Source organism: Yersinia sp. LJYL362, from assembly GCF_048323875.1.
Genome location: NZ_JBLWEX010000300.1, coordinates 1 through 12,164 on the forward strand (window position 1 = coordinate 1; position 12,164 = coordinate 12,164).

Sequence of the window (12,164 nt, forward strand, 5' to 3'; positions counted from 1 at the left end):
AACGGGCTTCACCCAGCATTTCACGCTCTTCATCAATCAATACACCCGGCAAACCGCCCCACTGGAAAGAGAGCACGGCAGTCGCCCCCAGTTTGGCAAAGCGATCATATTGATGAGCAGCCACCAGTTCATTGTGCGCCAGCCCTGGCCGGATATCTTTGCCAGGGAAGGCTGCTCGCATCTGTTCCACCGCATCCAGCACCATTTCGATCGCACCATCACCCACGGTGTGAGTGTGTGGATGAAGGCCAGCACGGGCGCATTCCAGAATCACCGCATTGACGACTGGCGCGGTAAAATAGAGGTCGCCATAGTGTTTAGTGGGCTGCCAGTCTGGGTTTTCTGCCGTGCCGTGGTTGGCACGATAAGGTTCGAGCAGGGCGGCGGTCATGGTCGGCGGCTGTAATACACCGTCGATAAACAGTTTCAAGTGATCAACAGCAAACCCCGGCGCGGGTGTCCACTCTTCATTTCCCCACAGACGACCAAACTCCACCACTTCTTGCACCACGCGTGCCGCATCTTCTGGCCCTTGCAGGCTGTCTGGTGTCACTTCTTTGGCACCCAGAACGCGTAGAGTCAGCTCATTTCGCTCATATAATTGGCGGAAAGCCACCAATTGTTCGGCAAATACACGGGTATCCATCACGGTAGTGACGCCCTGAGCATTTAAGACTTGCTGCACATGAGCGGCTATTTGCACATTCTTTTCTGGCGTGGCAGAAGGGATGCTGTCAAAGGCGCGCATGGCCGGTGCATCTTCCAAAATCCCGGTGAGTTTACCGCTTGCATCGCGGGCTATTTTGCCGTCCGGCGGGATGGGAGTATTTTCGTCAATTCTCAGCAACTCAAGTGCACGGCTATTGGCCGCCAGCGTATGGCAGTCATTTGAGAATAAAGCCACCGGGCGACGAGTATTGAGTGAGTCGAGGGCGGCTCGGCTCATATCGGCCCCCACCGGTGTCATGGCTTGGCGCTGCCAGGCTCGCACCGTCAACCAGTCATTTTCACCTTTAAAGGGATCACTATCGAGATGCTTTTGGATAATATTCAATGTCTGCTCAACACTCAGCGCGGCATAATTGAGATTACAACCGATCAGCTGTTTGCCACCCCAAAACGGGTGCATATGGCTGTCAATAAGGCCGGGCATCATAAACTTGCCAGCCAGATCGATAAGTTGGGTTTTCGGGCCGGAAAATTGTGGGATAAGCTCATCACTGCCCGTCGCCAGAATATAGCCCTGGCCCAGTGCGATGGTGCTACACACCCGGTTATTGGCATCTGCCGTGTAAATGATGCCGTTGTAATAGATAACATCGGCGACAGTAGATTGTTGAGTCATAGTAGGCTCTCAAAAATCCCGTTTTTCCTTGATGTTGCAGCAGTTTTCGCATGCTAGCCACAACGACAATGATTTTGGGAATCGGTGGGTCAAATAGCCATTATAGCCGGTATCTCGAGCAAAACCTGTGGTACGAGACCGGTTGAGGCTGGTGTTAAGTTAAGTGTTTTTGAGTAATTCTGTTTTCATCATGGCGGTCAGATGGCGCAGTATTTCCGCTTCCGAAAAGCCTAATTCGGTCAATTGTGTTAATCCATCCAGACCACAGACCAGCCCAATCAAGCGCCATGCGACATCACTAGCATTGATATCAGAGCGGAATTCATTATTAGCTATTCCGGCATCAATTACCTCGACGGTAGCCTGATGCCAATCCGACATTGAGGTGGCACAGGCCTCTTTAATCAGGTCATCGCGCTCAGCGAGGATCGAAACTTCATTCCATAAGCGCGTTTCTCGTTTGCCCGCTTCATCTTGTGGATAACCCAGAACAAGAAGTACCCGCTCATGAGCCGGCAAGTTTTGGCTGTTCATCGCGAAAGCCGCTAAAGATTGCTTCACTAATAATAGAAAAGCATCGGCCCGCAGTCGTGAAACCGACGAAAAGTGATGATGCACTTGCCCAACAGCCACGCCCGCCTCACTGGCGACACGGCGCACGGTGGTGGCGGTCATTCCCTCGGTGGTTGCGACACGCATCGCCGCGTGCAAAATAGTGTTATGCCGCTCTTCACGATTCAAATAGGCCAAAGCGTTTCCTTTATCTGACGCATTCATGTTTTCATCATTATGTGATGAATTGGACGTTAGTTCAACTTTCCGCTATTATTGCGATATTGAACGGGTGTTCAACATTAATTTATACCTAATTCGAGCGTTTTGTATGTCCAAAAAGTGGATGATTTTCTACGTTATTATTCTAATGTATCTCCCTGTTTCTATTGATGCAACCGTACTTCATGTGGCTGCACCCCGATTGGGGATCGCCTTGTCTGCCACCGGTAGCGAGTTACTGTGGATCATTGATATTTACTCGTTGGTGATGGCCTGTTTATTACTCCCAATGGGTGCGCTGGGTGATCGCATCGGTTTTAAACGCCTAGCCTTACTGGGGTCGGTACTGTTTGGTTTGGCCTCTCTCGGGGCGGCGTTGGCACCTTCGGTGGCGGCGTTGATTGCTGCGCGTGCCTTTTTGGCCATTGGCGCGGCGATGATTCTGCCTGCGACTTTATCCGCAGTACGTCATATCTTTACCGATGAACGCGAGCGGGCATTGGCGTTAGGGATTTGGGTGGCTATCGGCACGATGGGCGCGGCGATGGGGCCGTTGGTCGGCGGGCTATTAATGGAATACTTCTATTGGGGCTCAGTTTTCCTGATTAATATCCCGATTATTATTGCGGTGGTTATTGCCACATTAGTGGTTATCCCTCGTCAGCCAATGCGCACTGAGCAGACGTGGAAATTAGCGCCAGCATTAGTATTGGTTACGGCGATCCTGATGTTGGTTTATGCCGCCAAAACCGGATTGCGCGGTAATGGAGATCCGCTGACGACCGCACTGACAGCATTCGCAGGCGGCGTGATGTTATTTGCTTTTGTGCGCCATCAATTATCAGCATCAGCTCCAATGATCGATTTTCGGCTGATAAGCCAACGAGTTATCGCGGTGGGTATGGTCATGGCGATGACGGCGATGATAACACTGGTGGGGTTTGAATTACTTCTGACGCAAGAATTGCAGTTTGTGTTAGGCAAAACGCCACTTGAAGCAGGGATATTTTTGCTACCGCTGATGATTGCCAGCGGGGTAAGTGGGCCGCTATCCGGGTGGTTGGTAGCCAAATTGGGGTTGCGTACTGTCGCCAGTGCCGGTATTGCATTGAGTTCATTGAGCTTTCTGGGATTAGCCTGGACAGATTTTGCCACGCAGGTGTATCTGGCGTGGGGGTGGATGATATTACTTGGTTTCAGTATTGAAGCTTCGTTACTGGCCTCCACCGCGGCAATCATGAGCGCCGCGCCGCCAGAAAAAGCCGGTGCGGCAGGGGCGGTAGAGGGCATGGCTTACGAGCTGGGGGCCGGGCTGGGGGTCGCCATCTTTGGCTTGATGCTATCGCGAGCCTATACCGCTTCGATTGTATTACCGGAGGATTTGCCCGCCAGTTTAGTGGAGCAAGCCAGTGCTTCTATCAGCGAAACCATCCAGGTTGTCAATAACCTTGGTGGGTATGAAGCGCTGCTCAATAGTGCCAAACTTGCCTTTTCTGCCTCGCACAGCTTGGTGTTAGGTACCGCCAGTATTTTGTTGATTTTGCTGGCAACCGTGGTGTGGTTTGCGATGCCAGGGAAGCGTGTGTCACAGTGGAAAAAAGCGGCGCATGACAGCGCCACCTATTAACTGTCAGAAATTAATATCTGGTAAGTAAACAGTCTTACTCTTTAGTCATTACACTGAGTAAAGTGTGTGATATACCTATTTAAGGTAGCGATGTGAGTTTTGATAGCGGGTGATGTCAAAACTGTATTCCCATAAAGAGTAAGGCTTTCTCTATGACCGCGCGGCAGTTCACAGCACAACTCGATGTCGACAGTTCAGCTCAACCTGTCCGGGTCTCTGTCAAAGGGGATTGGGTGTTGGCGCATTATCGCGATTTAGAACCTGTTGTGGCGAAATTTCGCACTAACCCTCCTCCTGCAGTCGTATTTGATCTCAATCAATTGGGCGCTTTGGACACCGCAGGTGCAACCTTATTAGCCTTGCTATTGGGTGAGTCGCGAATCAGCCATCTGCGTGAGCTCGCCCCTAAACTGCCCGAGGAACGCCGCACTTTACTGGAAACAGTGAGCCGTGTTTTACCTGATTTAGCCACTGAACCATCAGAAAAGCCCCCGTCATTTTGGCTTGAGTTATTGGCGAACACCGGCCGGTCGGTGGATAATTTATGGCAAGATATCAAATCGTTACTGGGTTTTGTCGGCCTGACACTTGAGGCGTTATTCAGCACGATTTTCCGCCCCTCGCGCTGGCGAATGACCTCCTTGATTGCCAATATCCAGCAAATTGGCCTCAATGCTGTTCCTATTATTATGCTGCTGACTTTTCTGGTCGGAGCGGTCATTGCTTTCCTGGGTGCCACGGTATTAACCACTTTCGGTGCGGGTATTTTTACCGTTGATTTGGTGGTGTTTTCTTTCCTGCGGGAATTTGCCGTGCTGCTCACCGCCATTTTGATGGCAGGGCGTACCGCCAGTGCCTTTACTGCTGAAATCGGCCTGATGAAAGCCAATGAGGAAATCGACGCCATCCAAACTCTGGGGCTCAATCCGGTTGAATTGTTGGTGTTGCCGCGGGTGTTGGCGCTGTTAATTTCATTACCGATGTTGACCTTTATTGGCATGATTTGCGGTATTTTCGGCGGGATGGTGGTCTGCGCTTTAACTCTCGATATTTCGCCCACGATGTTTTTATCAATCATGCAAAACAGTAATGGATTGCAGCATTTTCTGGTGGGAATAAGTAAAGCGCCCATTTTCGCTTTCCTGATTGCTATTATTGGTTGTCTGGAGGGGTTCAAAGTCACTGGCAGTGCTGAGTCTGTCGGGGTACACACGACTACCAGTGTGGTGCATTCGATCTTCGTGGTGATTTTGCTTGATGCCGTCGCAGCACTATTTTTCATGGAAATGGGATGGTGAGCCAAATGACGCAAGAGCCAATCATTCAAATTCGCAATCTGGTTAACTGCTTTGGTCAACAGTGCGTGCATCAAGACCTCAATCTTGATGTGCAGCGTGGCGAAGTTCTGGGTGTTGTTGGTGGATCGGGCACCGGTAAGTCTGTGCTACTGCGCAGTATCGTGGGATTACGCCGCCCCACGGCCGGGCAGATCCATGTGTTTGGTCAGGATTTAATGACATTGTCGGGCTTGGCTCGTTCCCAAGTTGAACGTCGATTTGGTGTATTGTTCCAACGAGGCGCATTATTCAGTTCTCTGACGGTGACGGAAAACGTGGCGTTGCCATTAATCGAAAATGCGGGTTTACCGCGTGGCGAGGCCGAGCGGTTAGCCCAAGTTAAATTAGCATTAGCGGGTTTACCGCCGGGGGCGGGCAGTAAATATCCGGCCTCACTGTCGGGCGGGATGGTCAAGCGTGTTGCTTTGGCCCGCGCATTAGCATTAGACCCAGATATTTTGTTTCTCGATGAGCCGACGGCGGGCCTTGATCCTATTGGCGCGGCGGCGTTTGACACGTTGATCCGCACCTTGCGTGATGCATTGAATCTTACGGTATTTCTGGTTACACATGATCTGGATACGCTCTATACCCTGTGTGATCGTGTGGCCGTGCTGTCACAAAAGAAAGTGCTAGTGGTGGATACCTTGGATAATGTGGCTGCAACGGATGATGACTGGATTCAGGCGTATTTTCATGGCCCGCGTGGCCGGGCTGCTTATCAGGCGGCGGCAGCGATTAATAGCGAAGAGAGGTCGTAAATGGAAACCCGTGCTCATCATGTTGTCATTGGTTTGTTCACTCTCATTGTGGTCAGTGCCGCACTGTTATTCTGCCTATGGCTGACAAACGCAGGTTCTAACCGCCAGTTCAAGCTATACGATATCGTCTTTAATGAGCCGGTGAGCGGGCTGTCTCAGGGCAGCATCGTGCAATACAGTGGTATTCGGGTCGGCGAAGTGACTCAATTGCGTTTAGACAGTGAGAACCCCAATAAGGTTTGGGCGCGTATCCGCGTGTCTGCTTCGACGCCTATCCGCGAGGATACTCAAGCCCGTTTGACCGTTGCTGGTATTACCGGTACCTCAAATATTCAATTTAGCAGCAGCACCCCGTCAAGCCTATTATTGGAGGGGAAAGAGGGCGAAATCCCTATTATTATCGCCACGCCATCACCGATGAGCCAATTGCTGGCCAATGGTGAGAATTTCATGAGTAACGCCAATGAAGTGCTGATGCGCCTGAACCAACTATTAGCGCCTGATAATCAGCAGCGACTCATCACCACACTGGATAATCTCGCACTGGTCACCCAGACGGTTGCCGATCAACGTCAGGATATTCGCACCATGTTGCAGCAGTTGGCGCAGGCCAGCAAACAAGCCAATGAGACACTGGCGCAAACCAACCGCCTGCTGCGTAATGCCAATGGGTTAATGGACGGGCAGGGTAAGCAACTGGTTAATGATGCCGCCAAGACCATGGCCTCGCTGCAAAATACCAGCACCATTCTCAATAAATTGGTCAGCGAAAATCAAACCTCTCTCAATAATGGCATGCAAGGAATGAATGAATTGGGGCCTGCTGTTGATGAGTTGCGCAGAACATTAGCCACATTGCGTGCGGCGGTTTCCCGTTTGGAAGAAAACCCGGCGGCTCTGCTGCGTGGCCGTGAAAGAACACAGGAGTTTACGCCTCGATGATATCTCTGAATATAACGCACTCTAGCGGCCGTGGTGCGTGGCTGTTGATGTTATCCGTGCTGGCAATGTTGCTGTCAGCTTGTACTATTTTACCCAGTGCGCCGGTATCACAAGTTTATCTACTGCCCGTGCCCCCAGCGGCAAATGTGCCACGTGCGCAGCCAGTGAATTGGTCGTTGCGCGTTTCACAACCGGCCACCAATCAGTTTATCAATAGCTCGCGTATTGCTGTTCAGCCGGAAGGTCAGGAAATTGCAGTCTACAAAAATTCGCGCTGGACCGATCCTGCCCCTATTTTGGTGCGTAATCGCCTGATTCAAGAGTTCCGCACTGATGGTCGTATTGCTGCGGTTAGCAGTGACGATGATAGCCTGCAAGCTGATGTGGAATTGAGTGGCGATCTATCGGCATTTCAGGGGGTGTATCAAGCGGGCAGCAGTGAAGTGCTGATCCGTTTTGATGCTCGATTGGTGAGAATGTCAGACCGTAGAATTATGGCGACGCGCCATTTTGAAGTTCGGCAACCCATTAAGGGCACGCAAATGAATGAAGTGGTGGAGGCTTTTGGCTTGGCGAGCAATCAGTTAGCCTCACAGATACTAAACTGGACACTGCAACAATCACCTCAGTAACTGTTTTCTCAGTTAAAGGGGGGGGGCTTCATCTTAAATATAGCCGAAATAATTCAAGTTGCAGGAAGGCGGCAAGTGAGTAACAAATCGGTCGGGAACCGATTTGAACAGCATTTATGCTAGCCCACAGGGTGAGCCTCAAGGATGGGGCTCATTAATCCCCAGGAGCTTATTGATTTTAAGGTCAATGGCAGTCAGTGACTGGGGTGACAAATCGGTCGGGAACCGATTTGAACGCTGTTTGCTGCGGCCTCGAAGAGGCGAGGCTCATGGATGGGCCGAGTAATGAAGGTAGCCAACGCACATGCAGCTTGAAGTATGACGGGTATATGTCAGGTTAAGTAAAGTCCGACAGTTATATTGACTGAGTAATTATAAACTTCTGCAAAATAACTGACCGCTGTTACGGAAATATATCTTATATCAAATAAGAGTTGATTTTATGTTTCATAATGTTTGACTATTGTTCTGTGAATTGAGCAAAAGGGAATCATTATGCTTTGGAAAAATACCCGGGAACAGTTTGGCCGTATCACTATTAGTCTCCACTGGTTGGTGGCATTCACGGTATATGCACTGTTTGCTCTGGGTTTATGGATGGTGACTTTAGGCTACTATGATGGCTGGTATCATCAGGCACCTGAAATACATAAAAGCATCGGCTGTATACTTTTTGCTGTGATGTTATTCCGGGTTGTCTGGCGCTTTATTTCTCCGCCACCAAAGCCTTTATCCAGTTATAGCCGTTTCACACGAGTAAGTGCGATATTGGCGCATCTGATTTTATATATTGTTTTATTTTGTATTATGTTCAGCGGTTATTTGATCTCGACGGCTGATGGGCAACCTATCAATGTATTTAACTGGTTTACTGTTCCCGCGACATTAACGGGTTTACCTGATCAGGCTGATACTGCCGGGACTGTGCATCTTTATCTGGCTTGGGCTGTAGTAGTGCTTTCATTATTACATGGGCTGGCCGCAATTAAGCACCATTTTATTGATGGTGATATTACCCTTAAACGGATGCTGGGACGTAGCTCCGATTAACCAACTGTATTATGGAGAATTAAGCATGTTTAATAAGACCCTATTGGGCCTGACTGTCGGCGCACTGATGTTTACCACGGGTAGTGCCGTAGCCGCCGAATATAAAATTGATAAAGAAGGTCAACACGCCTTTATCGAATTCCGGATTAAACACTTAGGTTATAGCTGGTTATATGGCAGTTTTAATGATTTCGATGGTTCTTTCACTTTTGATGAAAAGAATCCGGCTGCTGATAAAGTGAATGTGGTGATTAATACGGCCAGTGTTGATACCAATCATGCTGAGCGTGATAAACATCTGCGCAGCAAAGAATTCCTGAATGTCAGCAAATTCCCGCAGGCGACATTTGCGTCGACTGAAGTGAAGAAAAATGCCGAAGGTTATACCGTGGTTGGCAACCTGACATTAAATGGCGTCACTAAGCCTGTGACCTTAGAAAGTAAGCTGACTGGCCAGGGTAATGACCCGTGGGGTGGTTATCGTGCAGGCTTTGAAGCGAATGGCAATATTAAGCTGAAAGACTTTAATATCACCACTGACTTAGGCCCGGCTTCACAGGACGTCGAACTGATTCTCTCCGTCGAGGGTGTTCGGGCTAAATAATCTGTGTTGCTTTATTTGAAGGAGCCTTTGGCTCCTGAGGTTAATGACAAAGCTATTTATAGTACAGTGAGTAAAGGGTTGACCGTACCTAGGGGCGCTTCGACGGCTTATGCCGTTACGACCCCAACGGCACGCTTCCCCTTTATTTGACTTTGTCAGTAGTATGAGGAGCCTTTGGCTCCTTTTCTATCGGCCATATTATAGTCAATAATCGCTATTTTGCTTTGAGTGAGTTAAAAAAAGGCCCTTTACTGACTGAATCTCTGATGAGCAGTTCTGATTGGAATATATTTTCATTTGATAAATAGCCGCCATCCAACATGGATATCAGCCGATTAATAACTTCATTTATCATGCTACTGACGGGATCTTTGATACTGGATAATGGTGGCAGCAGGAAAGGCGCAATAGGAATATTATCAAACCCGATGATGGAGATATCTTCAGGGACTTTTAATCCGGTTTCATTTAATTTTTTTATTGCTCCAATGGCCATATCATCGTTACTGGCGATAATTGCGCTAAAGGGTAACTGGCTGGTTAATAAAGATTCGACCGCAGTGACACCACTTGCCGGTGTCCATTTGCCTTGCACAATAAGTTTGTCCTGAACGGGTAGGGAAAAGGCTGTTAATGCGGCTTTATATCCGGAAAGTCGCTCAATCGCGGTAGGTGAATCAAGTGAACCGGTAATAAAGGCAATATCGCGATGGCCCTGCTCAATAAGATATTGAGTCGCATTATAGCTGGAACCTTTATGATCGCAGAAAATACAATGGCTATGATTTTTACGCAGCTTTCTGTTCACCACCATAATTGGCTGCTTATATTGATCAATAATAAGATCCATGGCATCTACAGTTAAAAACCGGGGATAAATTATTATTGCGTCACAGCGCAAATCAAGCAGGAACTGAATAGCGTCTTGTTCCTCTTCCGCACTGTGTTTCCCATCTACCAGAACTAACTGACGGCCATTTTTTTCTAATTTTTGCGCGGCTTGCGATAGGATTTCGTTAAAGTAGCTGCCGTTATACAGGGTATTGGTGACCACCAATCCGATGCATTCAGATTTATTGGTTGCCAGATTTCTCGCCAGTAAATTTGGCCGATATCCCGTCTCTTCAATGGCTTTAAAGACACTTTCTTTAGTCGCATCACTGACATAGCCTTTGCCCGACAAAACACGCGAAACAGTGGCTTTTGAAACACCGGCTTTCTTTGCCACTTCTTGCATTGTAGACATAGGCCCTTCCTGACACGTTGAAATTATTGTCATTCTATACTCTTCGCCCTTGAAATTGCAGAAGTGTTCGTGGCATTCGTGATTTGGTCACATCGGTAAACCTCTCTCATTTGTTGGGATTTTGATGTCGATCGCCATCACAGAATGAAAATTGAATAAATTAATCTATTGAATTTCACCTCATATTTTAAGACTCTCATGTGGAACCGGTTACCTATCTATCTGAAAATGATCAGAGATAATATCTTTCCGGTCAGTGAATAATTTATAACTATATGAATTTGATAGCTAATTGTGAGCTTGCGGCTCTGGGGGGTATTTTCCCTCAGCGCAGAAGGGCACTTAGCTCAGCGCGCGCCATTACGGGGAGTTGTTACTCATGTCAAAAAATTATGCCGCAGTATCACAACAGATCGTCGATGCCATTGGTGGGGCCGATAACATCGGGGCCGTGACCCACTGCATGACACGTTTACGCTTTGTAATCAATGATGTGCGTGCGGTTGATTTAGCTAAGTTGAAAGCCATAGCCGGTGTGCTGGGTGTGGTACACAGCGAAAATCAATGCCAGGTTATCATTGGCAATAATGTGAGCTATGCCTTTGCTGAAGTGATCAAATTGCTCCCTGAAGGCGCAATACCGGTAAACGCACTACCCCAGAAAAATAAAATCACCTTAAAGCGAATTGGGGCAGGGATACTGGATGCATTGATTGGTACTATGTCACCGTTGATCCCCGCCATCATCGGCGGCTCCATGGTAAAACTGCTGGCGATGATACTGGATATGACCGGCATCTTTGGGAAAGGATCATCAACTCTCATCATTCTTAATGTGATTGGTGACGGTGCTTTCTTCTTCCTGCCCGTGATGGTGGCGGCTTCTGCGGCGATAAAATTCAAAACCAACATGTCGTTGGCTATCGCCATTGCCGGGGTATTAGTTCATCCAGCGTTTATTGATTTAATGGCCAAAGCCGCGCAAGGCCAACATGTTGAATTTATGGGGGTAACTGTCACAGCGGTGAAGTATACCTATACCGTTATCCCGGCACTCTGTATGACCTGGCTGCTGTCCTATATTGAGCGCTGGGTTGACCGTATTACACCGGCAGTGACTAAAAACTTCCTTAAACCGATGCTGATCGTGCTGATTTCAGCGCCGATTGCCATCATGTTTATTGGTCCGTTGGGCATATGGATTGGTAGCGGCATTTCTTCTTTGGTATATACCGTTCATGATTATCTGGGTTGGCTCTCCGTGGCGATTATGGGAGCACTTTGGCCATTATTGGTCATGACGGGCATGCACCGTGTCTTTACGCCAACCATCATCCAGACCATTGCCGAAACGGGAAAAGAGGGCATGGTGATGCCATCAGAAATTGGTGCCAATCTTTCATTGGGCGGCTCATCCCTGGCGGTCGCCTGGCGTACCAAAAACCCGGAGTTGCGCCAAACGGCGTTGGCTGCTGCGGCTTCCGCGATTGTAGCCGGTATCTCTGAACCGGCACTTTATGGGGTGGCGTTACGGCTTAAACGCCCGTTAATCGCCAGCCTTATCAGTGGGTTTATCTGTGGTGCGGTGGCGGGAATCGGTGGGCTCGCTAGCCATTCCATGGCCTCGCCTGGGTTATTCACCAGTGTTCAGTTCTTCGATCCCGCCAATCCAATGAGCATTGTATGGGTGTTTGGCGTTATGGTTCTGGCGATAGTTATCTCTTTCATCACGACACTTTTATTAGGATTTGAAGACATTCCTGTTGAAGACAGCGTAGATGGCCATGCCCAGTCTACTGACTCTGCTGTTTCGCACAGTGCAGTAAAAATTAACTAAATGAAGAGG

General features: G+C 48.7%; 11 protein-coding genes. 8 read left to right on the plus strand and 3 right to left on the minus strand.

Annotation, left to right across the window (positions count from 1 at the left end):
* Together ACNSO8_RS21940 and ACNSO8_RS21945 are read right to left on the minus strand one after the other, a co-directional pair.
* Positions 1–1,345 (minus strand): amidohydrolase (locus tag ACNSO8_RS21940; protein ID WP_418395885.1); only part of this gene is annotated, 1,345 nt, incomplete at its 3' end.
* 159 nt (positions 1,346–1,504) lie between these two features.
* Positions 1,505–2,095 (minus strand): TetR family transcriptional regulator, encoded by a 591-nt coding sequence (locus ACNSO8_RS21945; protein WP_418395923.1) that lies wholly within the window; start codon positions 2,093–2,095, stop codon positions 1,505–1,507.
* A gap of 133 nt (positions 2,096–2,228) precedes the next feature.
* Between ACNSO8_RS21945 and ACNSO8_RS21950 the strand changes: the two genes are divergently transcribed.
* The 7 genes from ACNSO8_RS21950 (at position 2,229) to ACNSO8_RS21980 (ending at position 9,072) form a co-directional block, all read left to right on the plus strand.
* The gene (locus ACNSO8_RS21950) at positions 2,229–3,746 is read left to right on the plus strand and encodes an MFS transporter (protein ID WP_418395886.1); all 1,518 of its coding nucleotides are present in this window, start codon (positions 2,229–2,231) and stop codon (positions 3,744–3,746) included.
* A 152-nt stretch (positions 3,747–3,898) separates the two neighbouring features.
* Positions 3,899–5,044, plus strand: a complete 1,146-nt coding sequence (locus ACNSO8_RS21955; RefSeq protein ID WP_418395887.1) for an MlaE family ABC transporter permease — start codon at positions 3,899–3,901, stop codon at positions 5,042–5,044.
* Complete coding sequence (locus ACNSO8_RS21960) at positions 5,038–5,844, plus strand: ABC transporter ATP-binding protein (RefSeq protein ID WP_418395888.1); 807 nt, start codon at positions 5,038–5,040, stop codon at positions 5,842–5,844. The genes ACNSO8_RS21955 and ACNSO8_RS21960 overlap by 7 nt, the downstream gene beginning before the upstream one ends.
* A complete protein-coding gene (locus ACNSO8_RS21965; RefSeq protein WP_418395889.1) occupies positions 5,845–6,786 on the plus strand; it encodes an MlaD family protein in 942 nt (313 codons plus the stop codon).
* Positions 6,783–7,418, plus strand: coding sequence for an ABC-type transport auxiliary lipoprotein family protein (locus tag ACNSO8_RS21970; RefSeq protein ID WP_418395890.1), 636 nt, complete (start codon positions 6,783–6,785; stop codon positions 7,416–7,418). The genes ACNSO8_RS21965 and ACNSO8_RS21970 overlap by 4 nt, the downstream gene beginning before the upstream one ends.
* 495 nt (positions 7,419–7,913) lie before the next feature.
* A complete protein-coding gene (locus tag ACNSO8_RS21975; protein ID WP_418395891.1) occupies positions 7,914–8,468 on the plus strand; it encodes a cytochrome b in 555 nt (184 codons plus the stop codon).
* Between the two features lie 25 nt (positions 8,469–8,493).
* Positions 8,494–9,072, plus strand: a complete 579-nt coding sequence (locus ACNSO8_RS21980) for a YceI family protein (protein WP_418395892.1) — start codon at positions 8,494–8,496, stop codon at positions 9,070–9,072.
* Between the two features lie 214 nt (positions 9,073–9,286).
* Here ACNSO8_RS21980 and ACNSO8_RS21985 read toward each other — a convergent pair whose 3' ends face one another.
* The gene (locus tag ACNSO8_RS21985; RefSeq protein ID WP_418395893.1) at positions 9,287–10,318 is read right to left on the minus strand and encodes a LacI family DNA-binding transcriptional regulator; all 1,032 of its coding nucleotides are present in this window, start codon (positions 10,316–10,318) and stop codon (positions 9,287–9,289) included.
* Positions 10,319–10,697: 379 nt separating this feature from the next.
* On the opposite strand from ACNSO8_RS21985, the gene ascF reads away from it, so the two are divergent.
* Positions 10,698–12,155, plus strand: a complete 1,458-nt coding sequence (gene ascF / locus ACNSO8_RS21990) for a PTS cellobiose/arbutin/salicin transporter subunit IIBC (protein WP_418395894.1) — start codon at positions 10,698–10,700, stop codon at positions 12,153–12,155.
* Positions 12,156–12,164: the final 9 nt, after the last annotated feature.

What these genes read in the sequence shown, in the direction of transcription:
- ACNSO8_RS21955 (WP_418395887.1), top strand. Translation starts at nt 3,899, where the DNA reads ATGACCGCGCGGCAGTTCACAGCACAACTCGATGTCGACAGTTCAGCT.
- ACNSO8_RS21985 (WP_418395893.1), bottom strand. Translation starts at nt 10,318, where the DNA reads ATGTCTACAATGCAAGAAGTGGCAAAGAAAGCCGGTGTTTCAAAAGCC.
- ACNSO8_RS21980 (WP_418395892.1), top strand. Translation starts at nt 8,494, where the DNA reads ATGTTTAATAAGACCCTATTGGGCCTGACTGTCGGCGCACTGATGTTT.
- ACNSO8_RS21960 (WP_418395888.1), top strand. Translation starts at nt 5,038, where the DNA reads ATGGTGAGCCAAATGACGCAAGAGCCAATCATTCAAATTCGCAATCTG.
- ACNSO8_RS21975 (WP_418395891.1), top strand. Translation starts at nt 7,914, where the DNA reads ATGCTTTGGAAAAATACCCGGGAACAGTTTGGCCGTATCACTATTAGT.
- ACNSO8_RS21950 (WP_418395886.1), top strand. Translation starts at nt 2,229, where the DNA reads ATGTCCAAAAAGTGGATGATTTTCTACGTTATTATTCTAATGTATCTC.
- ACNSO8_RS21965 (WP_418395889.1), top strand. Translation starts at nt 5,845, where the DNA reads ATGGAAACCCGTGCTCATCATGTTGTCATTGGTTTGTTCACTCTCATT.
- ascF (WP_418395894.1), top strand. Translation starts at nt 10,698, where the DNA reads ATGTCAAAAAATTATGCCGCAGTATCACAACAGATCGTCGATGCCATT.
- ACNSO8_RS21970 (WP_418395890.1), top strand. Translation starts at nt 6,783, where the DNA reads ATGATATCTCTGAATATAACGCACTCTAGCGGCCGTGGTGCGTGGCTG.